The 26,985-nt window shown below is 37.6% G+C and carries 22 protein-coding genes; 4 read left to right on the top strand and 18 right to left on the bottom strand.

Going from position 1 to position 26,985, the window contains the following annotated elements; genetic code table 11:
* Position 1: 1 nt before the first annotated feature.
* The 9 genes from ABE65_RS05225 to ABE65_RS05185 form a co-directional block, all read right to left on the bottom strand.
* Positions 2-3,115, bottom strand: coding sequence for a GNAT family N-acetyltransferase (locus tag ABE65_RS05225; RefSeq protein ID WP_066392095.1), 3,114 nt, complete (start codon positions 3,113-3,115; stop codon positions 2-4).
* Positions 3,116-3,470: 355 nt separating this feature from the next.
* Positions 3,471-4,067 carry a LysE family translocator gene (locus ABE65_RS05220; protein ID WP_066392093.1) on the bottom strand — a complete coding sequence of 199 codons (597 nt, stop codon included), beginning with the start codon at positions 4,065-4,067 and terminating at the stop codon, positions 3,471-3,473.
* Between the two features lie 10 nt (positions 4,068-4,077).
* Entirely contained in the window at positions 4,078-4,701 is a 624-nt protein-coding gene (locus ABE65_RS05215) for a LysE family translocator (RefSeq protein WP_231887852.1), read from the bottom strand.
* Between the two features lie 3 nt (positions 4,702-4,704).
* The gene (locus ABE65_RS05210; RefSeq protein ID WP_066392090.1) at positions 4,705-5,175 is read right to left on the bottom strand and encodes an Lrp/AsnC family transcriptional regulator; all 471 of its coding nucleotides are present in this window, start codon (positions 5,173-5,175) and stop codon (positions 4,705-4,707) included.
* Between the two features lie 144 nt (positions 5,176-5,319).
* Entirely contained in the window at positions 5,320-5,673 is a 354-nt protein-coding gene (locus tag ABE65_RS05205; protein ID WP_066392088.1) for a YciI family protein, read from the bottom strand.
* 94 nt (positions 5,674-5,767) lie between these two features.
* The gene (locus ABE65_RS05200; protein ID WP_066392086.1) at positions 5,768-7,039 is read right to left on the bottom strand and encodes an FtsW/RodA/SpoVE family cell cycle protein; all 1,272 of its coding nucleotides are present in this window, start codon (positions 7,037-7,039) and stop codon (positions 5,768-5,770) included.
* Positions 7,012-7,449: a PadR family transcriptional regulator gene (locus ABE65_RS05195; protein WP_066392084.1), complete on the bottom strand. Its 438-nt coding sequence runs from the start codon at positions 7,447-7,449 to the stop codon at positions 7,012-7,014. Before ABE65_RS05195 ends, ABE65_RS05200 begins: the two co-directional genes overlap by 28 nt.
* Positions 7,450-7,451: 2 nt before the next feature.
* The gene (locus ABE65_RS05190) at positions 7,452-7,985 is read right to left on the bottom strand and encodes a sigma-70 family RNA polymerase sigma factor (protein WP_066392083.1); all 534 of its coding nucleotides are present in this window, start codon (positions 7,983-7,985) and stop codon (positions 7,452-7,454) included.
* A gap of 94 nt (positions 7,986-8,079) precedes the next feature.
* Positions 8,080-8,961, bottom strand: coding sequence for an SMP-30/gluconolactonase/LRE family protein (locus ABE65_RS05185; protein WP_066392079.1), 882 nt, complete (start codon positions 8,959-8,961; stop codon positions 8,080-8,082).
* Positions 8,962-9,127: 166 nt separating this feature from the next.
* On the opposite strand from ABE65_RS05185, the gene ABE65_RS05180 reads away from it, so the two are divergent.
* On the top strand, positions 9,128-10,900 hold the full coding sequence (locus tag ABE65_RS05180; RefSeq protein WP_066392077.1) for an ABC transporter ATP-binding protein: 1,773 nt from the start codon (positions 9,128-9,130) through the stop codon (positions 10,898-10,900).
* Complete coding sequence (locus ABE65_RS05175) at positions 10,900-12,627, top strand: ABC transporter ATP-binding protein (RefSeq protein ID WP_066392075.1); 1,728 nt, start codon at positions 10,900-10,902, stop codon at positions 12,625-12,627. The genes ABE65_RS05180 and ABE65_RS05175 overlap by 1 nt, the downstream gene beginning before the upstream one ends.
* Positions 12,628-12,688: 61 nt before the next feature.
* Here the strand turns inward: ABE65_RS05175 and ABE65_RS05170 are convergent, their stop codons facing one another.
* Positions 12,689-14,449 carry a methyl-accepting chemotaxis protein gene (locus ABE65_RS05170; RefSeq protein WP_066392073.1) on the bottom strand — a complete coding sequence of 587 codons (1,761 nt, stop codon included), beginning with the start codon at positions 14,447-14,449 and terminating at the stop codon, positions 12,689-12,691.
* Between the two features lie 88 nt (positions 14,450-14,537).
* Entirely contained in the window at positions 14,538-15,005 is a 468-nt protein-coding gene (locus ABE65_RS05165; RefSeq protein ID WP_066392070.1) for a GNAT family N-acetyltransferase, read from the bottom strand.
* A 95-nt stretch (positions 15,006-15,100) separates the two neighbouring features.
* Between ABE65_RS05165 and ABE65_RS05160 the strand changes: the two genes are divergently transcribed.
* Positions 15,101-15,538, top strand: a complete 438-nt coding sequence (locus tag ABE65_RS05160) for a hypothetical protein (RefSeq protein WP_066392069.1) — start codon at positions 15,101-15,103, stop codon at positions 15,536-15,538.
* A 1-nt stretch (position 15,539) separates the two neighbouring features.
* Here ABE65_RS05160 and ABE65_RS22305 read toward each other — a convergent pair whose 3' ends face one another.
* Positions 15,540-15,671, bottom strand: coding sequence for a hypothetical protein (locus ABE65_RS22305; protein ID WP_265589250.1), 132 nt, complete (start codon positions 15,669-15,671; stop codon positions 15,540-15,542).
* 65 nt (positions 15,672-15,736) lie between these two features.
* Between ABE65_RS22305 and ABE65_RS05155 the strand changes: the two genes are divergently transcribed.
* Positions 15,737-16,351, top strand: a complete 615-nt coding sequence (locus ABE65_RS05155) for a GNAT family N-acetyltransferase (RefSeq protein WP_066392067.1) — start codon at positions 15,737-15,739, stop codon at positions 16,349-16,351.
* A gap of 41 nt (positions 16,352-16,392) precedes the next feature.
* On the opposite strand, the gene ABE65_RS05150 is transcribed toward ABE65_RS05155, so the two are convergent.
* The 6 genes from ABE65_RS05150 to ABE65_RS05125 form a co-directional block, all read right to left on the bottom strand.
* Positions 16,393-19,053 (bottom strand): ATP-binding protein, encoded by a 2,661-nt coding sequence (locus tag ABE65_RS05150; protein ID WP_197480340.1) that lies wholly within the window; start codon positions 19,051-19,053, stop codon positions 16,393-16,395.
* Positions 19,054-19,243: 190 nt separating this feature from the next.
* Positions 19,244-19,609, bottom strand: coding sequence for a response regulator (locus ABE65_RS05145; protein ID WP_066392063.1), 366 nt, complete (start codon positions 19,607-19,609; stop codon positions 19,244-19,246).
* A 3-nt stretch (positions 19,610-19,612) separates the two neighbouring features.
* On the bottom strand, positions 19,613-22,810 hold the full coding sequence (locus tag ABE65_RS05140; RefSeq protein ID WP_066392061.1) for a hypothetical protein: 3,198 nt from the start codon (positions 22,808-22,810) through the stop codon (positions 19,613-19,615).
* The gene (locus ABE65_RS05135; protein ID WP_197480339.1) at positions 22,807-24,240 is read right to left on the bottom strand and encodes a glycosyltransferase family 2 protein; all 1,434 of its coding nucleotides are present in this window, start codon (positions 24,238-24,240) and stop codon (positions 22,807-22,809) included. The genes ABE65_RS05140 and ABE65_RS05135 overlap by 4 nt, the downstream gene beginning before the upstream one ends.
* Positions 24,224-25,276: a HEAT repeat domain-containing protein gene (locus tag ABE65_RS05130; RefSeq protein ID WP_066392058.1), complete on the bottom strand. Its 1,053-nt coding sequence runs from the start codon at positions 25,274-25,276 to the stop codon at positions 24,224-24,226. The genes ABE65_RS05135 and ABE65_RS05130 overlap by 17 nt, the downstream gene beginning before the upstream one ends.
* On the bottom strand, positions 25,276-26,892 hold the full coding sequence (locus ABE65_RS05125) for a GGDEF domain-containing response regulator (RefSeq protein WP_066392057.1): 1,617 nt from the start codon (positions 26,890-26,892) through the stop codon (positions 25,276-25,278). Before ABE65_RS05125 ends, ABE65_RS05130 begins: the two co-directional genes overlap by 1 nt.
* Between the last annotated feature and the right edge of the window lie 93 nt (positions 26,893-26,985).

The raw sequence follows: 26,985 nt of genomic DNA, 5'->3' as shown, positions 1-26,985 counted from the left end.
TCTAGTTGAATTTAATTTTCTTCAGATCTTCTAATGCTGTATCTGGAATCACTTTATCATTAAACACATAAAACACCGGTGACGTGTATTGCTTAGCACCGTGCTCAAGGTTTACCTTTTCTGAGTACCCAAGCTCAATGACTTCTAGATTGATATAAGAATCAACATGTGTGACGTTTTGGTCCGCTACAATTTGAAGCAAGTTCTCATGATCATCAGAACCGTAATTCACACTGCGTTCTACAGTCATTTCCTGCTCACCTTTCGCACCAGAAACCATGGTCCACTCCCCATTTTCAGACTGAAAACTTCCCCAGCTTCTAGTAGGCTCTGTTCCTGGGTTCAGAAAACATCCTGTGTAAAATTTTCCGTCCAAATAACTCTCCATATTCTGTACGATTTCCGTTGTTTGGCAAAGCATCGGAACTCCTGGCAGCATCAAGAAGTACTTGTGAATTTTAATACCTTTAAACTTCTCGTGTTTTTTATAGTGAGTAGATATTTTAAGACCCTTCCACTCATTCCCCTTGTTATCATTCTTTTCTACAAATTCAACAGTGCAATCTTCTTTTAGTAAAGAATGAAGACTCGTGCCTTCTAGAAGACCTGCGATACCGCCGAACCAAGGGTTCCACCATGATTTTGGTGTTGGTTTTGGAAACGGTGAATCCATCCACTCTTGGTCTTTGTATCGAAGAGAGAACAACGTTGGTGCGAACTGTGCTGAAGCAGAAATCTTCATTTCTCCATTATCTACGGAGTACACTTCGAGACCATCTTTTATCGACTTTTCCAACTGAACGGGTTGACCCTTCATCACAAAAGCGGCTGATTGTCGTGTAACATGAACAGCACCTAAATTCATTTTGGAAGTTAATACATGTATCCCTCTATCATCAGGTAATTCAACATCAAACTCGGCATGTGTTAACTCTTCATCTGAAGCGAATAGATGACTCTGCAGAATCTCATCGTCTAGCTTCATCTCAATAAATCCGTTAAAAAACGAAGACTTATAATCTCTTACAATAGCTTTGCACTCATTATTATTAATAAAAGGATTTCCCCCGTTAACCGATACGTTCATGTGATTGGTCAAACTAGCTGGCTTATCATTCTTTTGCGTCGCAAATTCTCTGAACGATTGCCAATCACGGAAAGCACCAATTGTCATGGTGATTGGTTTTGTCGCAACTGTTTCTCGAGGTGCTAATTTTCCTAACTTATTTTCAAAATACATGAACCAACTGGAGAAATTCACCTTTCCTTCTCTTGGCCATGAGATGCCTCTAGGGTTATTATTCCCACGTATGAAAAGCCAGTTTTCCGTAAGTTTACTAGGATTCCAATAAGATAAAACAGAACCCATCGAATCATTTAGTTCGATGTACTTTCCTTCGTATGGCAAGACACCTTTATCGAGCATCGGACACATAATTGGCGTATTCAGCCATACTTCTGCCGCTGTTTCTACATCGCTAACATTTGTTACTTCATCGTACCGTTCTATTAGACCTTCACTGTACAACTTCACCACGGTTGCAAGCTGCAATTCTGGAAAAGCCTGTGATTGAAAAGTTGCTCTTAATCCTGCATAACCATCTTCTTCTAATGGTTCAATTTTCTCTGGACGAAGTCGTGTGATCTCTTCTGAGAAAGGTTTGCCAAGCTGAGGCACCATGAATGCCAATTTGTAATTCACATCACCTTTTCCGGGTGAAATCCAATTGTTGAATTTATCAAGTTTTATTGTATATTGTCCGTTGCATACGTGATAAAAATCGTCACATTCTCCAGTGAATTTAGCTCCAATTCCCTGCAATGCTACACCTAACTTTTTCATAAAAGTAACGGTTTCTCCATTGGATTTTGTTGCCGAGATTTGGACTTCGGCTGAGTAAAATCCATTCTTTTTTATCATGAAAGGAACAGATACCGATTGCTTTCCTTTCGGTGCCAAAGTAACACTCACATTTCGATTCTGAATGGTAACCAATTCTGATGATGGAAGTTCAAAGCTAAATGTGACTTGTTCATCATAGTTATTTTCAAAGTTAAAATAAAGTTGAGAAGAACTACCAACAAAACTAAGGTTTCCTGGCGTGTTACAGCTTAACTTAACGGGATACTTAGGACGAATTCCTACTCTAAATTGCGCCTTTTTCCCATTGATTAATAATTGAGAAGTAACAGCTGGGTGCGTTCTCCATACACTTTGATCTTCAGTAATCGGATTTACCACAAAAGGAATCTCAATCTCTTCTTCTTTTTGAACCGTGATTTTTTTTGAAGTCGCAAACTGAATGTTCTTATCGTCCACACCTTGAATCTCTATGGATAACGGCTTACCTGTTTTATTCGTCATGTGGTATCGAATCTTGTATTCAGAGCCAAAAACAAGATTAAAGTGTTCAACATCCGCTAAGATTTTATAATCGTCTGTTTCGATGGAGCGGAGCCCTCTTCCAAATCGCTCAAATTCCATCTTCAAGTTACCAAGTGTCTCATGATTCCAAGAATACTCATAATAATGAAATTCATTTTCGCTGTTTCCATCAGGGGTCGTTTCAATCGTACGTGTACTGTTTTCGTACCATCTTCCATCCGTAAAATAATTCAAAACCGCTTCTGTTTGCATCACAGAAGGCATGAAGTTCATAAGATGTGTCGTGTCATCCCGATCTTCCCAGAAAAAGCCGCATTTTTTATATAGTGGCACTGCCTTCGTATTCCCTGGCCATGTATAGAGATCTAAACGGGGCCATTTCATTTCAATCGCTTTTTGTAGGGCTTTTAATACAAGCATTTTCCCAATCTTTTTACCGTGATAATCACCTCTTACATTCAATAACGGGATGTAGAGTGCGCCCTCATCCTCTCGATATTCTCCTAGACTGCAATAGCCTACGACTTTATCTCCATCGAGTGCAAGATATAAATGGAGGTTTGATGAGTTCGATTCTTTCTTTAATACTTGCTCTTCCGTCATGATTGAGTTTCCGCCGCCCCAGCCATCTTGGCTTTTATTCCACATTTCAGCGACTGCTGCTGCATAGCTCGGATCATATTCTACTATCGTAATCTGATCGGTAATGTGCGTATTCAATACTTCCATTTTTTCTAACCTCCGCTTTTTCAATATTCAATATCGTACCGTTGTTTCGTTCTACTCAGCTTCTTCAAAATAAAAAGCCACCCAGAAATAGATGGGTGACTTTTTAGTACAAAAATACATAAAAAGGCCCCAGAATGTATACACATCCTGAGGCTCTGATTCACGTTTCATTAACAGATTGAGGTCTCATTAAGAAGGTTGTGTATTGGACAATATAAAGTTGATTGTGTAGTGTCTAAAAAATTAATCATGTCCAACGCCTCCTTATCTTGAAATTTTTTCCTTACCTTTTGTATTGTAAAACATATGGATATAAAAGTAAATATAATTTTCGGAATATTTATTTTTTTGGCTGTTACGCTAGGATATTCGCTAAAGCTAAGCCGATGATTAATAACCCTGCTCCTTTATTAATGGTAGCTAAGTGCGGCTGAATTCTTCTTGTTAACAAACTTACCACTATGCTTAAGAACATCCACCAACAGGTAGCGCCGATAAACACACCGCTTATTAAGAGCATTGCAATCTGTAATGACATCTGACTCTCACCAAACCCGAGACCTGCAAACATTGCTGTAAAATTTAAAATCGTAACAGGGTTTGTAATCATTAAGAAGAACGTAGAAGCAAACATCATCAACTTGCTTTCCCCTGCTAACTGAGCGGCTTGAGTTGGTACTTTCTTTAAGAATGTTTTCACCCCTAGGTAGAGTAAAAAAATGGTACCGATAATTTTTAGCAACATTTCGTATTGGATCAATAATGATGACACGGCTGAAAAGCCTAATACTGCGATGCTCGCATAAACAATGTTAGCTGTAACTGCTCCAAAGCCAGTTAAAAATCCTGCCGACTTCCCTTGCGAGAGTGTCCTTTGTATACAGAGCAGACCGATCGGCCCAACTGGAGCGGATATAGAAAAACCTAAAATGATACTTTTTAGTAATAACATTAAAAACTCACTATCCAATCATTAAACGTATAAGTGAAAAAACACCGAACAAACCTATGATAATTCCTGATATAACATTAATCATAACCATGTGCTGCTGATTCATTCTTTTACTCATCATGCTCACTATAAATGTTAAGAACAACCACCAGGCAGTAGATCCGCAAAAGATGCCAACAATCAATGTGATGGAAGAGATAGTACTTGTGTGAGTGTTAACGATACCTAACCCCGCGAATATGGCAGCAAAAGATAATATGGTCATGGGGTTCGTTAATGTTTGTAGAAAGGTTGTAAAAAAAGCGGAAGTAAGACGACTACTCTTTTGAGGTGTGCCATCCATAGGTCTTGCTTTAGAAGTTAAGATTTTCAGACCTAAGTACAATAGGAATACTCCCCCAATTAGTTGAATCCACAATTTATGGCTCATTATGAATGGAGAAACCATCGTGAGACCAAGCCCTGCAATCAAACCATAAATAACATCTGCACATGCAGCACCCAATCCCGATACAATTCCCACCACACGACCTTGCGTTAATGTGCGCTGCATGCATAATACACCGATTGGTCCAACTGGAGCCGCTATTGAAATTCCCATGATTAAGCCTTTTAAATAAAGTTCGTAAAGCACCTTTTATTCACCTGAAAAGACATGCGGTTGCAAAGGAACTTCAATCGACTCTTTTGTCGTATCCATCACAATCGTTGTTTTAGTACGAACAACCCCTGTTAGTCCTTTTACTTCATAGCTGATGATTCGATCTAAATCCTTCGTATTTCGTGATCGAATTTTTAATAAATAATCATCTTCTCCCGCAATATGATGACATTCCATCACTTCTATTAACTCTTCAATACGTGCTAAAAATGGAGCGCGATGCTCTGGACGCTCTAGTGAAACGGCAACAAAAGCTGTTAGTTCACTTCCCACTTTCTCAGCATCAATTCTTGCAGCAAATTCTTTGATCACACCATTTTCCATCAAGCGGTTTACGCGTTCAGCGGTAGCTGGGGCGGATAGACCTACCTGAGCGGCTAAGTCTGCCCATTTCATTCTCCCGTTTTTTTGAAGAAGATGTATCAATTTTCTATCAAATGCATCCATAACCCAAAACCTTCATTTCGTAGTATTTTTAATTATATTACCTTCTAAAACAAACTAAATCAATGATTTTTATTAATAAAAAAGAACCTCTTATGTAAGTGAGGTTCTTTTGCAATCTATCATTTTCAAAGGTAGGAACAATAATTACTCAAATACTTGCCTTAATTCAATCTGACCTTCACCGTTTCCTTGTGGATCAGGCATCTTCATCGCCCATTCAACGGCTTCTTCCCTAGAGTTCACATCAATCAGAATAAACCCAGCAATCAATTCCTTTGTTTCCGTGAATGGCCCGTCCGTAACCACTGGTTTTTCTCCTGGATGCAGAAAAGAGATTCTGATACCATTTCTACTTGGGTGTAATCCTTTAGCAAGAACCCGAACACCAGCTTTAACTAATTCTTCATTGTACTTTCGCATCGCTTCATTAAGCTCTTCATTCGGGCGGTTACCACCTTCTGAATTTTTTGAAGCTTTAACAATCAGCATGAATAGCATAGCCGTTTCCTCCTTGTATGCAAAAACTATTTTTTCTTTTAAGTATACAACGAACGGAAACCCTCAAGATCGACAACGCCACTAAAGAAATTTATTAAAGAGCTGACCTGCTTAAATCCTTCCTTCGATAAACACTTAGCACTACTCCAATCAAGATAGCGTTTAATAGAATGGGAACCAACCCGTAACTAATAAACGGCAGTGACATGCTAGTAAGAGGGAAAAATCCGAACGCCATTCCGATATTACTTACCATTTGAAAAAGTAATAAAGATAAGCTGCCAATGATGAGAAGTTTTCCAAAGTAATCTCTTACTTGCTGTGTCGCGATAACCACTCTTGCAAGTATTAATAAAAGGATGAGTATAAGAAAAATCGCTGCTATCCAGCCATAGTGATACGTGATGCTTACAAATGCAAAATCAGTGTGTGCTTCAGGTATGAACTGTTTAACACTCTTATTTTCCCCGAACCATCCTGCACCAGATATTAACTTCTGAATTTGAAGCACCTGATACCCTGCTCCATCAGCTACTTTTCCAGGATTCAGAAAACCTATCATTCTATCTTTTATAAAATACGGTTGATACTGCCAAGAGAAAATACCAATTAATAGTAACGAACCTACCGTAATGCCTGAAACAACACCTTTTTGCCGATTGGAAAATTTGCTCCACCATAGCATGGACAGTACCATGGCAAAATACAAGTAAGTCGTTGCGATACTTGGTATCATGAAGAATAATAATAGCGAAACCAAGAATAAGAGTATAAATTGATAGACTTTAAAGGTATCTCGATTAAAGAAGCAAGCCCAGGCAACCATAAAGAATGGCAGTGCAACAATGCTTTCAATTGTTAGCTCTCCGATTAATAAGAATGGCTTCCCATTAATCGTACCACTAGAAAAGAAGAGCAAAGATAGCAGCAACACAGTACCTACCCCATAAAACACCCATCCCCACCTTACTAACTTCCGATAATCAACAAACATTAGACCTAAAGCCACAATCATGCCAAGGACAACCAATATCATCTTTCTCATTAAAAAGTAATGATTGCTATCATACCCCAAAGAGAGTATAGGTAAAAATCCTAGTAAGAGTACAGAAGTCAATAACGCGACCAAGACCCAATCAATTCTTGGACGATGAATCTTGTTTAACTGAATACCTAGCGTGATTGGACTTCCCATTTGCTCAATCGCTTTTTGTTCAGCATCCACTTCAGAGTATCCTTTATTTACCCATCGCATTTTTGCTTCTTTCATATGGTATTTCAACTCAGCAGAAACTTGTTCTTTTGCTTCCTTTGAACGAATCTGATTTGTAACTTCGTTTAGAAACGACTTTCTGCGATTTTCCATTCCGCTCCTCCTATCAACTGCTGCAGAATGACTGATGACCGTTTTTCCTTATGATCTGCTTGCTTCAATAATCTTTTCCCTTTACTTGTTAACTGATAATACTTGGTTTTCTCTTTCGATAGCCATCCAGATTGAACGACTCCTTTACTCTCTAAAGAGTGCAACAATACATAGAGAGATCCTTCATTGTCATCAAATTGTTTTACCCCGCGTGCAATAAGTAAGTTCGCTAACTGATAACCTGTCTTTTCTTGGTTCAACAACTGCAAAATATTTAATACAATCTGTTCCTTATCTTCTTGATTACTCCATTTATTCAGTATGATTTCGCGATGCTTTTCGGTGAACCTTACTTGTGAAAAAGTTTTTTCGTCCATGATTTTCTTTAAGTTTTTTAAACGGTTCTCCATCCCTAACCCTCCAAACATATTTTCAATAGTTCTTTAGCTCGGCGCATTCTTGTTTTGACTGTATTGTCACTCACTTCAGTCACTAAAGCGATCTCTTTAATAGACAGCTCCTCGTAATAAAAAAGATAAATAACCTCTCTATATTTGATTTCCAACTGCATAATTGCATGGATTAAGTTCTCATCATCTTCTTTTTGAATGACTTCATGCTCAACTACATCCACCTCAGTTCGATGAAAAGAAGGCTCTTCTTCTGTGGGGATAACTCTATTGTTGTACCAACTTTTCAAAAAGTCCTTACAATGGTTAATGGCAATTCGCCATAGCCATGTTTTAAATTTTGATTTTCCGTTATATGTATGCAATGCTTTATAGCACTTTACAAAGATATCTTGTGTTAAATCTTCAGCAACGCTTGTATGATTCACATAAGAATAAACGAGCTGCAGCATGTCTTGTCCGTATTCATTCATGGCTTCGTTTAAAATGTGCTCTTTATCTTCTACAGAACTCACATCGACTAACATGTTTTCCATACCAATTCCCCCCTCTCTTATTATTAGACGATGAACGATGATCGCAAGTTTTTGTTAATCAAAAAAAACAGCGTTTACTAACGCTGTCCTGGTTTCACCCTTTGAAAGAATATGCTGGCATTCCTTTAACACCTGGTCTTACTTTAAACAACCCGCCTGCTTCTGGAAATCTTTCTAAGTTCTCTGCACTTGTATTTTTCCTAGCTGTTGTTACATACAACTCGTCCATATTTTCTCCGCCAAACGTGCATGATGTAACATTTAATGATGGAATGGGAATAGAAGATAACTGTTCGCCTGTTTCTGGGTTCCACCTGGAAACTTGTGCACCGCCCCAATGAGCGATCCAAAGCATGCCTTCTTCATCAATCGTCATACCATCTGGAGAACCTACTCCTTCTGGAAAAGAAATCACTTCTGTTGCATTTTGGATATGTCCCGTTTGAAGATCATATTGAAATCTCGTCACTTTTTTCGTTGGTGTATCAATGAGATACATATACGATTGATCGGGCGACCACGCCAAACCATTCGAAATCGTTAAATTCTCTCGCTTCTTTTCCACATGAAGATCGGAATCTAAACAATAGAGAGAGCCTTTTTCAGCTTCTTCACCTAGACTCATCGTGCCTGCCCAAAACCTACCGAATGGATCACACTTCCCATCGTTAAAACGATTCTCAGGAAGCTCTTGTTCAGGGTCCAAAATAGGTGTGAGTTTTTCCGTGTTAAGATCTAGAAAAAAGAAACCGTTCTGAAGAGCTACTACTAAACCACCTGATTCCCTTGGTACAACCGTTCCTACCATCTGATCTAGTTGAATCTCTCGATTTTCGTGAGAGCGTGGATCGTAGATGTTTACCTTTTTATCTAAAATGCTAACCCAATACAAAACGCCTTGTTCCGAGTCCCAACACGGTCCTTCACCTAAAGATGCTTTAGCAGGTAGAACTAATTCAGCTTCACTATTAAACATGATTTATTCCTCCCATATCTATGTTGTATGTATAATATGTTGGTGAAATTATTACTTCCAAGTATACCACTAAAAGAAATTAAATTAGTTATGGAAACGGTAACAAACTTGATGTAGAATATAACTTCCGCTCAATCGAAAGAAATCAATAATTAGGAGCTGATTTATGTCTTCCCACTCAAATTCTTACTTGTTTAAAGTGTATCTTTGGGCACTATCCTTCCTTCGCCCCTATAAGTGGCTGTTTATATTAATGATCGTCAGCAGCATTATTGTTACAAGCATCGAGCTGATTATTCCAAAGTTTATACAGTACTTTATTGATGTAATTGTTCCAAATAAGGATACTATACTATTTTTAACACTATTATGTGGAGTAATTGGATTAGTTGTCATCATGATTTACCTAAGTACTGTTAGAAACAACCTCCAACGAATAGTACAAGAAAAAGCTTCACGAGATATTCACTTCAAGATTTTTTCACACCTTAGAAAACTAGGATTTTCTCACTTTGAAAGAACCCCCATAGGAGAAACGCTTTCTTTAATGAATACCGAAGTTACAGCCGTTCAAAATTTGTACCGACATTTTATTCCGTTTATGATTCAAGAAGCTATCTTTTCTGTTATCGCAATTTCAATATTGTTTACGATGAATGTTAAACTAGCTCTCATTATCATTCCATCTTTCCTTCTTTATTATCTGATCGGACCTCGGTTTGAACAAAAAGCATCTATTCTCAGTAAAGAACTTAGTACAAACCGAATTACATTAAACAAAAAAATCTATGAAACAATCAGTTCATTGATTGAAGTTCGAGCTTACTCTTCAGAAAAGTGGGAGTATGAAAGATTAAATCACGATGTGCAAAATTTAAATAAAAGCATGGTCAAAGCATTTCTTTATGCTTATATCAGGGGCACAGTCAGAAGGCTTTCTTATAATGCAGGAGCCATCGCAATCTTAATCTACGGATCAATTCTTGTTCAGTCTAATTCTCTTAGTGTTGGAGAGTTTGTAGCTTTTCTGCTCTATTACTTTACAGCTATGCATCGGTTAACAGCAGTTGTTACCTCTTTAACTGAGCAAAGAATCTTGATGTTTCAGGTTGATAAAATCTATCAAATGACAAAAATTGAACCAGAAATAAAGGAACAACCTAATCCACTACAATTATTAAATGTTAAGGGTAATATCGACTTTTGTAATGTTCATTTCAGTTATCCGACTTCAGGTGAGATCTTAAAAGGTTTTGATTTAACCGTTAAATCTGGACAGCGGATTGCTTTTGTAGGAACGAGTGGGAATGGGAAATCTACCCTACTAAAATTATTGGGACGATTTTATGATCCTAATAAAGGTGAAATTCTACTTGATGGTGTGTCTTTAAAAGAATTAGAGCTATCTCAAATACGAGAATCGATCGGATATGTTTTTCAAGAAACTTATTTATTCGGTACAAGCGTTAAAGAAAATATTCGTTTTGGAGATCCTGAAACAACAGAGCAACAGGTCGTTGCAGCTGCAAAAGCAGCTTACGCTCACGAATTTATTATGCAGTTGGAAAATGGGTACGATACGCTAATAGGTGAACGAGGCATCAAGCTATCAGGTGGACAGAAACAGCGTATCTCTATTGCCCGTATGTTTTTGAAAAATCCTAGAATCGTACTACTTGATGAGGCAACCTCTGCTTTAGATAATATAAGTGAGGTAGAAGTACAGAGAGCACTAGACGCACTTTTAAACGGAAAAACAACGTTCACAGTTGCGCATCGTTTATCAACTATACAAGATTATGATCAAATCGTTGTACTTGATGATGGTAAGGTTGTTGAAAAAGGAACCTACACGGAGTTAATGGCAATGAGAGGAATCTTCTACACTCTTGCTGAAGGTCAAGAGGAAGCAAAAACCGTTCAAGTTGGAGGTATCTAATGAATAATATGAAATGGTTGTTTCACTACATAAAGAAGATTAAATGGTTATTTTTGCTCTCCCTTACTTTACTAGGATTAGAATCGATTTCTATTATTGCAAACACCGCTCTGCAAAAATATATAATTGATGATGTTTTCATTAACGGAAACTATAACCGACTTGTCCCTATTCTACTTTTATTTGCCTTATCCTTTGTGGCTTATGCTTTATTATTCACGGCTGCACCACATACATTTCATCGCATACAAGCAAAGATGATAAGCCAACTAACATCTGATTTTATGAGCTATATGCAAAGGATACCCATAAAAACGTTTCATAATGAACGCGCTACAAAGTATGTACATTATCTATCTAACGATGTTATGCAAGTTGCTGCAATAATTGGTGGGCATATTCCTCGTTTAATACAGTTGTTTATGACCATCCTTTTGTTAACAGTGATTATTTATCAATCATCACCCATCATATTAGGTTCTATCCTAGTATTCAGTATCCTATATTTTTTTATGGGAAGATTCTTTTCCCCTCTTATAAGAAAAGCAGGACAAGAAGCACAGAATCGAAGAACTGATTTGCTTATCCATATTGAAGAAGGCATCTCTTCCACTCGTGAAGTAATAGCATACAACAGAATAGACTGGGAAACCTCGATATACAATAGGTACTTTAAGCGGTATTTCAATGCTGCTATGAATCAAGCAAAAATTAATAATAAACAGTTATTAGTAAGTGAACCCCTAAAGTGGGGTGCTTCTTTAATTGTCTTAGGTTATGGCGGCTTTCAAGTCATTCAAGGGTCATTATCAATCGGAACATTTGTTATTGTATTCCAGTTTACTGGACAACTAATGGATGCCCTTCATCGATTGTTTACATTTTCTATGGAGCTTGCAAATCTTTATGCAAACGTAGACCGAGTACGTTCAGTTATGGAAGCACCAACTGAGAAAGATGGAAACCTGCCTCTATCAAACAACGTAGAAAGTATCACTTTTCAGGATGTATCTTTCTCCTATGAAGAGGATTCATTTAAAAAGGTACTAGAAGGACTATCCTTCACTATAACTGCCGGAAAAAAGATTGCTTTCGTAGGAACGAGTGGAGGTGGGAAATCTACTATTGCTAAACTTTTACTACGATTTTATCAACCTACTCAAGGAGCAATTCTTATAAATAAACTTCCTTTACATGATCTTTATTACCAACATTGGGTTAAGCAGCTAGGTTTCGTTTCACAAGAACCATATCTTTTTCCTGATACTATAAAAAATAACATTTTGTTTGGACGAGACTTCTCGGATGAAAAATTGTTTGCTGCTTGTAAATCAGCACATATACATGATTATATTGAATCTTTGCCTGAAAAGTATGATACGGAGGTTGGAGAAAGAGGCATCACTTTATCCGGGGGACAAAGACAACGTATTGCACTTGCTCGAGCGATACTATCGAATCCTGAAATTCTTTTATTAGACGAAGCCACGTCTGCATTAGACCTTGAAACAGAACGCCAGATTCAATCTAGTTTTGATGAGATTAGATGTAACAAGACCACCATTATTATTGCTCATAGACTTTCAACCATTCAGAACGCAGATGTCATATATGTAATGGATAAAGGTTGCATAAAGGAACACGGAACACATCATGAACTGATGCAAGGAGAAACGCTGTATAAAAAACTCGTACATGCTGAAAGATCTTTGGACGTAGGAGCATAAGTCAGTCATTAATAAAGAACCTAAAAAAGTGACGGATCACCATTCCCGTCACTTTCCTCATTTATGCTGTTTCTTTACCTTCACTTACACGCTTATACTGACTTTCCTGTGTTAATTGATGAGACAGGCTAGATAACGTTGCTCCAACGAGATAGGCTTGTTTAATTTTTTCATTTTGTTTAACAGAAGTTACAGACATCTCTTCTGAACTTGCTAAAGTTTCTTGAGAAATGCTTGAAAATTGAATAGCAGCTGTTTCAATCTCAGGCAATGCTACTTTTAACTGTTTCAGAGCTACACTCATCTCACCCATTCGTTCATTGTTGTCTAAGACTGAGTTCATTAAATATTGAATGAATCCAGTTGTATCCTTCACCTTTTTCACATGTGATAGATTCGCTTCCCCAAGAAGGCGTGACTCCTGAATCGCCTGTAAAGCTGTTTGATTCATTTGGTTTACTGTCGCAATGATATCTGCCGCTGCTTTACTCGACTGGTCTGCCAATTTCCCTACCTCATCGGCAACAACTGCAAAACCTCTTCCTGCTTCTCCTGCTCGTGCCGCTTCAATTCGAGCGTTTAATGCCAGCAGTTTTGTTTGTTCAGAAATTTCCTTTATTGTAGAGATTACATTTTGGGAGTGACTTGAGTATGTGCCCATCTCATCGATAATTTTGTTTAATTGCACAAAACGATCATGATTATCATGAATCTCACCAACTAACTGCCTTACTTTTTCTTGACCTGAAACAGCATTGTGATTCATAGATAAAAATTCATCCATCACAGTCATCACCGTTTTGTTCAACTCATTCACTTTTTCTTGCATATCTGTGAATAGTCGGACACTGTGATCTGAGCTTATTGCCGTTTCTTTCGCCCCTGTCATCACATTCTCTATCTTACTTACAAGTTGTTCATTATATTGGTTGGCCTCACTGTATGTATGTTCAAGTTTATTGCCTTGAACAGTTAGTTCACCTGATATTTGTTGAATCTGATCATGTATATTTCTAATAAACAACATCATCTGGTTAAAGCTATCAATGAGTCTCTGAATTTCAATATGTCTAGAACGATAATCCACATTATGTTGAAAATCGCCTTTTTGAACACGTTTCATAACTTGGTTGAGCGCTAATAATGGCGAAGTAATGCTTCTGATAACGAAGATAATTACTAATGCAGTTAAAAGAATACTAATGATTACAGCAACCGTTATAAAGTTTCTAAGTTCATATACGGGTTCCATATAACTTTCTGTTTCAACAGCTATCACGTAGATTCCATTCAGCTCTTGAATCTGTTTCATTGCTAGTGTGTAAGGCTTATCTTGAATATGCGTGTGAAGAACACCATTTTCTAATTCACTTATTTTCTTCATACTGACTGAGGATAAAGCAACTGGCTTTTTACCGCTCGTCTTATACGGAATCACCGTACCATTTTGCAATAAGAAAATAGTTGCTTTCATATCATCTTGCTGAAGGCCGACATACTGTGAATTGATACTTTCAGCCACACGCTGATTAAACATTTCTTCATCTCTTATAAAACTAAATTTAAGATTCTTTGCAATGTCATATGTAGTTTCTGTTTCACGTTCTAAACGATTTTCAATAATTGTTTTAGTAGTTTCAGATGCCTTGTTATAACTAAAAAGACCTACGATCGAAATGGTTAAGATAAATAACGATAGCATCATCAATAATAGCTTTGTCTGTAAATGAAGCTTTAATTTCTGTGATGTAATTCGTTTCAGTTGTTCAGAAAACTTTACACTCTTAATCTGCGAACGCATATGTTGAAAAACCTTATTCAAACTTGCCACCCCTTTTGTCTATGTATAGAAATTATTACAATTTTTACTAAGGAGTGGTGTTAAGGTTTGGTTAAGACTTTGTAAAGGTCTAAAGACTCATATGAAAAATCATCTCTGTGCCATATTCCCCATGGTAGTTTTCACCTTTATGGATGAATCCCGCTTTTCTATAAAGGGATATCGCCGCACCGTTCGTTTCATGAACCGTTAATATGATTTCATTCTTATCCTTGTAATGCTGCTTCACGATTTTCGGTAGTAATCTCAAAGAATTCAGCGCAAATCTTCTTTTCTGAAACCTAGCATCAATCGAAAATGATTTTAATAGTATAGCCTCCTTATTATTCGTATACATATTGCCTGAACCATCTGTATATAAAGCAAACCAGCCTACAAGTTGTTGGTCAGAGTAAACGACAAATGGCTGGTTGAAAATATCTCTTTGAAACGTTTCAAGGACCTCAACAGGCATGGACGTATATAATGCTTGTTGTGGTGGTAAACAGTACTCAAGAGCAGCCTGAAAATCTTTACTTTCGTACTTTCTGATTTTCACGCATCCACCTCCATTCTAAGAGTTGCTTGAAACAAGGAATTCACCATTAAACAAAGAATAAACTGTTATGTAGTGGATGAGAGGAACGGTGGAGGATGAAAAAGAAGCTTATTTTAGCTGCTGTTTTATTAATAGGATTTGTTTCTGTTTTAACGATTTTCTTTAAAGATTCAGCTCCAACTTCAAGTACCAAGGGACCAACATCCATAAATGACGGAATTATTTATTCTGGAGAAAATGATTACTGGCAAGCGTCGTTTTCTATTGATAAAACAAATCAACTAAAGCTAACACATATCGAAGGTAAAAACATTCTACCGAAAGAACTGACGTTCACGCTCAGTACGGCATATGGTCAAGAAAAAAAGCAAAAAGAGATTGGTGAATACACATTTGCTATGAACCAGTTTCCCAACCAAATAACTGTAACTTTTGATGGAAACATTAATAGATTAAAAGAAAACAAAAAACTCGTGTTAAAGATTACCGGAAAAGATCATTACCAATTCTTTAATCTTTATAAAGAAGAGTAATTTATTTATTCTTTATCTCTTCTAGTAGTGCAATCATTTTTTCATTCTGCATAATAACCGTCTCATTTTGTTTTCGGATTTTTGCAGCGTCGAACAAAAATACGACTAAAATAATTAATATAAAGAACTCCATCGTTTCACCTCAGCAATTTGTTTTTAATAAATGTTAACATAAATAACCATTTAAAGGATGAAAACATGAAGATACCAATAATATTCAAATCTCCTCCGACATTAGAAAACGATGTCATTCAGTTAGTTCCTATGGAAAATAAACACTCTATATCCCTTTACCAGATTAATCATTCAAATCACTGGCACTATATGTTATCAGCCATACAAACTCAGCAGGAAATGGATACTTGGGTTACTCATGCGATACAACTTCGTGAGAAAGGATTAGCTCTTCCTTTTACTATCATTAACAAGAAAAACAATCAAATCGTTGGTACTACTCGTCTTTACGAAATAAATTCTACACAACGAACCTGTGAGTTAGGCTCAACCTGGTATGGTAAGGATTATCAGCGAACATTCGTCAATTCAACTTGTAAGCTGCTTCTTCTCACGTTTTGTTTTGAAACTTTAAACTTTATCCGCGTACAATTCAAAACTGACGAGCGTAATGAACGTTCACAAAAAGCGATTGAACGAATTGGAGCAATAAAAGAAGGCGTAATCAGGAATGAACGTATACTCTCGAACGGATATATTCGAAATGCCGTGTTGTATTCCATTACAAAAGAAGAGTGGATAGATGTTAAACAAGGTTTTATTGAAAGGGAAGAAAAATATAGATTACGTACACTATAAAAGCCTGCAATCGATGTCGCAGGCTTTTTCTTTAATAATGATTATTTTTCTTCTGGCACCAAAATGTGTCCATTCTTCTCTTTGTTCAACAAAACTTGGAGGATAGAGGATGTTAACTGGCTTGGTTGATATGGTTTGATCAAGTACCCCGCAGCACCTAAGTTAAGTCCTCGCTGCTTCTCATCAAGTGCTGTTGAGATGAAAATGGGAATGTCTTTCGTGTTCTCATTTGCTTTAAGGGTTTGAATCACTTGCCAGCCATCCATCTCCCCTTCAAGTAGAATGTCTAATATGATAGCTTCCGGCTTTAATTTCTCGATCATGATCAAAGCTTCTTCACCTTTATTATACTGTGCAATCTGGAAGCCTCGTTCAATCAGTTCTTCAGTAATAAGCCCTGCAAGATGCCTATCATCTTCAATAATAATAATATCAGCTTTCTGTCCCTTATCCATCGTTATCGAGGCATTCACATAAACATCTTCTATGACAGGAAACTTTACGGTAAAGATACTTCCCTGACCTAATGTTGACTCTACCGATATTTGCCCTCCATGCACTTTCACAATTTCTTTAACAATAGCAAGACCAAGGCCAGTACCACCAATTTTTCTCCGATCGGAGTTGTCCACTCTATAGAACTTCGTAAACAAATCACCTATTGCCGACTGTGGAATGCCGAGCCCCTCATCCTTAATATTTATGATAAGATGTTTATTAGTATGGTAGAGTCTCACCAAAACTTTTCCACCTTCAGGTGAGTATTTTATCGCATTCGATATTAGGTTCATAAACACTTGTGATAACTTATCTCGATCTCCGAACACGGATAACTTTTCCGTTTGGATATCCATAACAAACACGTGTTTATCACTATTTACCTTTTGAACATCGATTACATCTTGAATGATCGGCAAGATCGAGTGATACTTTTTATCAAACTCCTGGCTTCCGCTCTCCATCTTTTGCACATCTAGAAAATCGTTTATCAGTGAAGTCAGCCTGAACGCCTCTTGGTGGATGGTTGTTAAATACTTCTTTTGACGCTCTGGTTTTAACTCACGTGTGAGCATCAACTCCGTAAATCCTAAAACGCTAGATAACGGAGTTCGAAGCTCGTGACTTACCGTTGTAACAAACTCCGACTTCATCTGATCCACTTCGTGTTCTTTTGTAATGTCACGGTATACGATAACGGTACCTAATTTTGTATCGTTTTGGATGAGACTTTCCGAATAAATCTGAATGACACGCTTTACTTCACCATCTAACTCAAATACATGTGAAATGCCAACATCATTTTTTTCATGGACCGCACCTTGAATAAATGCCAGAAGTTCACGAGCTTCTTGAACTCTTCCTTCTAACCGTCGAGTCCATTCCTCGTATCTCATGTTAGTCAATTGGTCCGGTAGATTACAGCTCATAAACTCACAAAATTTTTGATTGGCAGAAATGATATTTCCTTTGTTATCGATTAGCTGTATGCCTTCGTGAATGCTGTTCATCACATTTTTCATCGTTACTCGTTGTTTCTCACTATCTTCATACAACATGATCTTTTCAAGCGAAAGAGCGACCTGGCGTGCTAGACCTTGATACTCTGTTACTTCATCACACGAATAAGTTGATCCGATTCGAGTTACGACCAAAACGGCCATTATCTCACGCTTTCCTGAAAAGATGGGAATGTACAGATCTCCTGATTTATACTTTTGTTCCACGTACCCTCTTTCTGATGTTGAAGTATCTCTCATCACTTGATGTGATAAGCTACTCTCTTTTAATTTCTCAAACATCCCAGAGTCAGGAAAATGTTGTTTAAATTGAATTTGCTCAGTTTCTGAAAGACCGACAGATGCGGTTTGATTCCCATCAATCAACCAGATTAGTCCCTTGCTTGAATAGGTGATTTCAACCATATTAGAAATGATGCTCTTTAATAGTTGATCCTTATCAAGTGTATTAGAGATCGAATGAATAAAAGAATTCATTCTGAGAAGCATCTTTTCATTCTGCTCTGTGGTCGATAAAGCTTCACGAAGCTTTTCTTGTTGCTCATTTAATTCATCCTGCTGAGCTGCAAGTTCTTCATTCTGAGCAATTAGTTCTTGTTCATTATCCTGAGTGCTTCGGATCATCTTCTCAAAGGCTTGTGAGAGCAAACCAATCTCATCAAGTCTTTGTGTGTGTGGAACATCCGTAACAAAGAGCCCATTTGTAATCTGTGTAGATACATTTGCAATCTCCTTGAGAGGTCCTCCAAATTGTTTCATCATCAATCGGATAAGAACGATAAACACCAACACCATAAACGTTAAAAATGAAAAATAGATCCATTGACTCGTACTTGTCTTTTCATCTTTTTCTTCATATATAAAATTAATTTCTTCTTGGACATCTGACTCAAAGCTATTTAGTGATTGAAGCACATCATTTACCCGTTGTGTTCCCCCGCTCTGTGACATTTCCACAAGTTCTTCGAGTTGTCCTTCTCTTTTGTATTGAATGGCACTAGGAAGTGATTCATTAAAATAACGATTGGTAAACTCTTGGATTTCACTTGAAAGTGCTTTATCTTCATCAGATCGATATACCTTATTGAACGTTGTTAAGTCTTTATTAATCTGCAATTCTTTCTTTTCAATATTTTCTAAGAATGTATCTGTTCCAAAAGCAAAATAACCCCTTGAATCAAACATTACTGAGTTTAAATTCTCTCGCATATTCTCAACAAAGTTCAATTTGCTCTGTTTCGCCGAGATCTGTTTATCAAGTGATTCCGTCAGATTGACATGATATAGTCTCAGGGAGACCATACCTGCTAGAAGTAGGAAAACAAAAACTAGATTAATAAGAATTACTTTCCTACCCAAGCTCCTTTTAAAATAGTTACGCACCCAGAATCTCCCCTATCGTTTCAAGAAGCTGCTGAGGACTGAACGGCTTTGACATAAAATAATCCGCACCCGCTTCCTTCATCCGTTCACGGTCTGCTTGTTGGTTTTTTGCTGAAAGAATCATCATTTTCATGTTCTTTTTGTTTAAATCATTTCTCGTTTTCTCAACAACTTCAAGTCCTGTCATACGCGGCATCATATAGTCTAAAATGACAAGGTCATAATCATTCATTAATAACCTCTCATATGCTTCTTGCCCGTCCGTCGCCTCATCGATCTCATAACCTTCATCTTCAAGTGTATCTAGAACAAGCATGCGCAGAATTTCTTCATCTTCTGCTAAAAGGATTCTTGCCATGAATCATTCCCCCGCTTCTTTTACATTTCCAAACGTTTTCTGCAGTTCATAATAAGATTGTTTTAGTCGTTCCTGATAGACTGGTTCATCCCATTCATTCCACATATACTTTCTTACATTTTGAAGTGAAATCATACCCTCTTTTGATTGTGGAAGGGAGTCACTAACAGCTCCGTTTGCTTTATACGTGTAAGCAGCAATAGCAAAACCATCTGTTTTTTCACTTGCAGACAACGTACCTTCCCACATATCTCCCATCACTTCATGCAAACTAGGATCTTTCACGTTAAGAAGTAGCCAAGGAATTCTAATCTCTATAATCCCTTCTTTTTCATTCACGCTGACATCTGTAAGAGAATCATAGTCTTTACCTTCAGGATTTCCATTGCCAAAACGCAATTTACCTGTTTCAAACGACTGAAACGGAATAACTTCTTTTGTACTTGGTATGGTTAGTTCTTTGTTTAAAGCCATTTCTATTGGATGATAGATTCCATTGTTTTTTTGATCGGCATAACTTTTTTGCTCGATCATCTTTAGTTCATGTCCGTACATGTAATAATTGCTGTCATAATAACTATCAACTAGTATTCTAGAATTTTTCGCATTCGTAAGATTTATAGCAAACTCTGCACCAGCATCTAACTTAACTACTCCGTCTGGTGATGACAGCTGACCTTGATTACGAATGGTATCTATTAATATCGTTGTGTTCATGCTCTCTCTATCTATCCTGCTGTTATAATCCAACCGCATATATACATATCGGTTATCACTCGTAACGTATAAAGCTTTTAAATCATTGCTTTTAGAGCTGCTTTTTTGATAAGGAGCTAGATCTACCCAATCCTCCACTTCCCCATCTACTCTGATTGGAGACTCCGGATCAAATGATAACAGTCCAAACTGCTGTTCATTTGTCTGAGCATTAGACCAATATGGCCGTCTGTCTGGGTTATCAAAGTCCATCGTGTTCCATGTTCGTTTGAACCATTCATCCTGCCATGTAAATACCATGCCACCTGCCATCTGTTCTTCGACAATATCTTCAAACAGCCTCGTGTTATATTTCCCTTGATCCTTTTCAGAATGGTGCCCTTGGTTCCATCCAAATGCGTTCTCATGGGTGATTCCTCTTGAACTCGGTACTCCAAATTCAGCAACGACGACTGGCATATCATGGACTTTCCTTAAATCATGTAAGTAACCAGCATAGTTATTTTTCTTTCCACGATGGTCTACATACTCCAGATACTTTTTCTCATAGTTTAAAAAATCAGGATAATACGGATATACGTGATAGGAAGCAAAGTAACCTGATTTAAACGCATTCTGTGGTTTCAAGCTATTTGGATCTACAGAGACTTTATCTTCCTTTTCTGAAGGTTCAGCAGGGTGTTTCAACGTATCTGTCGTTACCCAGTTCACATGACTCATCGCGTGCTGCCACTGATACGTTTTCGTCTCATAATCTGTTGCATAGTTCAACATCGATGCGAGCCAATTCTCAAAAGGCGAGGCATTTGAGCTAGAAAAATATTGGCCATCGAACCGGTTTTTCGATTGATGCTTCTCGTTCGTCGAAACCACAACTTCCGGGTCCCATTCTACACCGAGAATAAAGCCCAGTACATAAGGAGAAATATCATTCTTATACTCTCCGCCCGCATGTCCTGGCAACTTTGGAATATTCGCTTGACCGTGAACAATATCCACTACATGTTTGATTTCTTTCTTAAATGATTCTGTTACTTCCGGTGCATAAACATCTTGCTTTGCCTTTAACTGATCTTCATTCACCCATACACCATGAAAAAGGTATAACGGCTTTTTTGCAATCTTGTTGTATTCATAAAAAGCTTCATAAAAGCCTGGTGGATGAATTGTATAGACACGAATAGCATTTGCGTTCATCTCCCCGATTCGTTTAAACCACCGGAAATATTCACTCTTAGAAATGGCTGTCTCACCTGGAAAGCTTCCTGGTTTTGCAATTCCCATATTCACTCCTTTTATTAAGAAGTTTTTCCATTTCCCGTCCTCAAGAACTTGTAAATAATCACCTGATGCCTTTGCATTTATCTTAATGCCATTCTTTTCTTGGATCTGAGTGGTTGAATCTGGTTTCTTAATACTTTGCTCGTTTTGCAGAATCGATTTCATTAAGGGTAGGTACACCTTCCAATAAAACGTACTTCCTTGACCATCATCCAAAGCAAATTTCTGTTTAATGAAACTGATACCCCATGTTTGGTACAACTCAGGAAGCTCTGCTTGATCGGCATAGTCACCCGCAAAGTAAGTAGTTTTATATATTGCATTCTGATGCTGTATGATAGCGGGAAACATCAGAGGAATTTGATGTTTTAGAAGCTTGCTCTTCCCGGTATCGGTTAGCTTCAATTCATAATTTGCCATAACTTCTTGGCTATTTATCGGTTTAATAATATCGAACCAATAATGATAAGGAACAGATGCATCTAGTCCATAAGATTTCTTTCCTTCTTTTGTGAAAGAAAACTGTGCTCCTTTTTTCTTCAAGTCTTTATTCTCTAAGATAACCATCTCGCCTTTTTCATGCACGAACAACATGCCACCGCTCTTAAACGTCCACTCTCCATAACGATCTTTATAGTTTCTCTTCACCCAGCTTGGAACTTCTTTACCATTAAGATCTATAAAATATCTGCCAATCCATCCCGACCACTCCACATTTAACAGTTCTGATATTCCTTCTCTTGCTTCTTTACCGGTTGGACTCGCAAACGTATTAAATTCCGCGATGAGGTTTGTTTTCCCAGACATCACAGTACGTCTGATATTCTCAACTTCACTAGGTGTCAGACCACCTTTGACACTCGGTTTGTTTTCTTGGTTCAGCACTTCAACACCATAGCTATCAGCTACATAAAGGATATCTGGCTCTTTACCCTTATTAGACGTTGGCACATTCTTGTAAAAATGCTTATCCTCTTGGTAGGCTTCTTCTTTCTTATTTACGATCTTTAAATGGTTTAACGTCCAAACTAAACCATTATGTTCTCTAAAGGAATCTTCGTTTATCGTCTTATCTACAATCGCCACGTCCAGCATGTTGTCTTGTTTGATCCACCACATCCAAAACGGTGAAGTGATCAATCCGATGATGAGCAGAATAAAAAGAAAAAAGAAACGTTTCCTTGATTTTTGTTGTGAATTCATTGTGAGATTCCCCCGGATACACCTTTTCTTTTCATTTCGCCCCATGACTTTTTACCACGAATCGCTTGAACCAATCCTTGACAACGCCAGATCACAGTTAATGGACGATACCAAAGTGTTTCTGTTAGTGAATAAACAAATAGTTTTACGATGTCCGATATTTTGGGGTATTTACGAAGGCTCCATTCCTCCAAGATTACTGCTCCCATAGAAGAAAGCGATCCGATTAAGACGGAGAGCAGGAAAAACAGCAATGCCATCTCAATGTAGATGCCTCCTAGAAAAAAGGAGAGAACTACAAACAAATAACCACATAACTCTACGACAGGACCGGCTAGTTCAATGATCCAAAAATACGGCAGCGAGACCATTCCGATTGATCCATACTTTGGATTCAAAAGCATGGACTTGTGGATCCAAAGACTGTCAAACAAGCCTCTATGCCACCGATTTCTTTGTCTATGAAGGTATTTAAAGTCTTCAGGTGCCTCTGTCCAACAGACTGGATCTGGTACATAAATGATTTTTTTCTTCTCTTTTTTATCTTTGATCAGCTTTTGAAGACGTACCACAAGCTCCATATCTTCTCCTACTGTATCCCGCTTATAGCCACCTGCTTCAATCACCCATTTTTTTGAGAATACACCGAAAGCTCCCGAAATGATCAACAGCCAGTTATAACGACTGAGTCCAATTCGCCCCATCAAAAACGCTCTCAAGTATTCAATAACCTGCATGATAACGATCGGGTTCTTAGAAAGACCGATTCTTTCAACTTGGCCCTCATGAATATCACATCCATTAGCGATTCGAATACTTCCACCTGATGCAATCACCGTTTCATCCGAGTCGATGATCGGTTTCATTACTTTTAGAAAAGCGTCTCGTTCAAGAACTGAATCACCGTCTAATGAACAAAAGTAAGGATAGTTAGAAACATTGAGTCCCGCGTTCAATGCATCTGCTTTGCCACCGTTCATCTTATCTACCAGCCATAGATTCGGATATATTACTGATTGGTATACACCTTTAATTGTCATCGTCTCAAGTCTTGTCTGAATAACCTTCTTCACCTTTTTCATTTGAAAACGTTCAATAACGGTTTCTACTGTCGCATCTTTAGATCCATCATTTACAACGATTACTTCAAATTCTGGGTAATTGATGCTCAAAAGAGAACGAACACTTCCTACGATTCCAAGCTCTTCATTATAAGCAGGTACAATAATAGAAACTGGTTTCGTGTAACTTGCATCCATGTAATCTTCATAACGCTCATAGGAATCAATCTTCTCTTCTCTTTTCAGCTGAAAAGCAGCTAAAATAAACAGAAGTCCATAAAAAACTACAACCCCTGACATATAAAACAAAATAAACCAGCCAAAAACACGAACAAGTTCGAGCCATAACTGACTAATAATTGTAACCATCTGCAATTCCTCTCTCGATCCATTCTGATGCCATGTCTCTAGCAAACCGATCATCACTTGTAAAACGAATATCATACAAACGTTCAAGGCCGTCATTATAGCTCAAAAATGACTTTGCAGCTTCAGCACGTACCATCCACGATGAATCTTTTATCAACGCTTCAAGTATTTGCAGACCGTTCAAGGCTCGCGTCTTTCCGATTACCTTAGCTGCCATCAATCGTTCTTCCCATCTATCTGATTTTGCGAAGCGACCTATTACTTCAGAGTCAGATAAAAAACCAACTTCTCCGATTGCTTTCATCGATCGGAGACGAATTTCAAATGGCTCATCACCCAACTGATTTTCTAAAAAGGTAACGAAGTCTAATTTCTTTTGAATTCCAATCATATCGATGATGGCTAACTTTAATCGCTCAGGAAAATGTGAATAATCGCCTACCAAACTTGTGAACAACTCATCTTCTACTCTGTTTAATATACTTCTATACTCTAGTACCGAAAATAAAGCTGGAACAGACCGAAACAACTGAGCGAGTGCACGATCTTGGTTATTGGCTAAGCAACGGAAAATAATAAGCTTTTCTTCTTTTGAAGTGTTTGGATCTCTCAACTTCTTCTTCAACAGTTCTGAAAGAGAGCCCATCTTAAAACCATCAATCTTATAAAGAACATTCATCCTGCTGCTCCACTTGTTTTGATTCAAGATCGATTCATATCTTTCGTGAAAGATCTCATCTGCTAATAAAGAGATTCGGCCCTTCCCCTCTCCCTCAATAACTGTTGAATATTCCGTTAGAAGGCGTTCGATCGCCATAAATTTTATCGTCGAATCTGGAACTAATAACCGTGACTTATGTTCATGATACAAGTAATCGTAAATCGTATGATGAACTTGATCTTTATAAACATTTATTTGCTTTTCTTTTGATATCTCCAGAGTCTTTTTAATGAGTAGATATAAGAACATAACTGTTAAAACACTCAATAAGACACATGCGATGCATACTAAAAGAAATATTTCATCTGACAGCATTATTTCACCCTTTGCACTAACACTTTTATTCTCGCTTCTAACTCACGAATACTAAAAGGCTTCGTTAAATAGTCATCCGCACCTAAATGCAGAGCACGAACGATGTCACCCTCTGCTTTCCGTGCTGTAAGCATTAAAATTTTGTATCGGTTCGTATCTGGATATTTACGGAGCTTCGTTAATACTTCGATTCCATCCATCTTAGGTAAAACACCATCCAAGATGACCAAATATTCATCGTTTGACTGGTGCCATTCATCTACAAAGAATGAAACGCCATCTTGATAGGTTTTAATTTCAAGCTCATAATTTTCAACTTCAAGATCAGTAAAGAAGCTTTCTAGCATTCTACGAATAACTTCTGAATCATCGATGACTGCTACGCGAAGTCGGCGGTTAACCACTTCTTGAGAGCTTGCCGTTTCAATCCTACCTCTTCCGTTTTCTTTTGCTGCGTACAAGGCACGATCTGCCGTTCGTACTGCTTCAGCTAACGAAACAGGACTATTCACTTCATAAACTCCTGCTGAAAATGAAACAAGAAATGAATGACCATCATAATGAAATACATTTTGACTCAAATTTTCTAAAAGTCGACAAGCGGTCTTTTCCGCTTCTTCAAGCTTTGTATAAGGCATCAAAAGGAGGAATTCTTCTCCCCCGTACCTCACTACTACATCCTGAGTCCGAAGATGTGTTCGAAGAAATTCAGCAAACTTAATTAGCACGTGATCACCGGCAGTATGACCATATGTATCGTTTATTTTCTTAAAGAAATCAACGTCAATCATAATCACCGAGAAGATATCTTTGTGTCTCAAATGTTCAGATGATATTCGTTGATAAGCTTCTTTAAGAAACTTCCGGTTGTACACTTTCGTTAATTCATCTTTCATAAGCGTGTCTTTCACAATTTTCCTTCGTTTCACTTGTCGATCGATTCTCGCTACATACTCATCCCATTCTAATGATTTTAGGAAGAAATCATCAGCACCTTTTTGATAAGCGGCAATTCGCGTTTCTTTTTCGTCAGAAGGACTAATCACAACGATTGGAATAAGTTCAAATGCAACGGTTTCCCGAACTTGTTTGATAAAATCATACCCATCGATCTCTTCATGAAAAGGATTAACGATCAGACAATCTGGGTTCAAGTCATAGAACATCGAAAGTGCTTTTTCAATCGTTGGAGATACGACCACAGCATAGCCGTGATTCTCTAATTGTTCTTTGCTATATACGAGATAAGGTACATCTTGATCTACAATGAGAAGAAGGGGCTTATCACATTGATCTGTGTTTGGAGTAAATTCAGAAGAGAATGTTACGGCAAGGTTTTTTTTATGAACAGCGAACAAATTTGTCACTGGACGTAAATAACGTGCAGCTTCAATTGAACTCCAGCTTTTTTGTTCTTCACCCATCTGGTGCATTAAGTCTGATGCGGTTTTCGAAACTTCTGAAAGCGATATCGTACCAGCAGTACCTGTGATGGTATGCAAGAATTGATAAAGCTCTTGGTGAGAAACCGGATTCTCATCATCTTTCCATTCTTGGACTTGTTTGGTTATCTTTTTTTCGAGCATGTTTTGATATTTTATTAATTTGGAATCCATTATAAAAACTCCTTACAAAGGTGTTAGATCTTACTCATTTATAATAAGTATTATTTATGACAGTGCCTAGTGATTTTGATTAGAATTTCAAAA

Source organism: Fictibacillus phosphorivorans, assembly GCF_001629705.1.
Classification (GTDB): Bacteria; Bacillota; Bacilli; order Bacillales; family Fictibacillaceae; genus Fictibacillus; species Fictibacillus phosphorivorans_A.
Note: the sequence above shows the minus strand (reverse complement) of the source record. Positions and strands in the feature narration are given on the sequence as shown.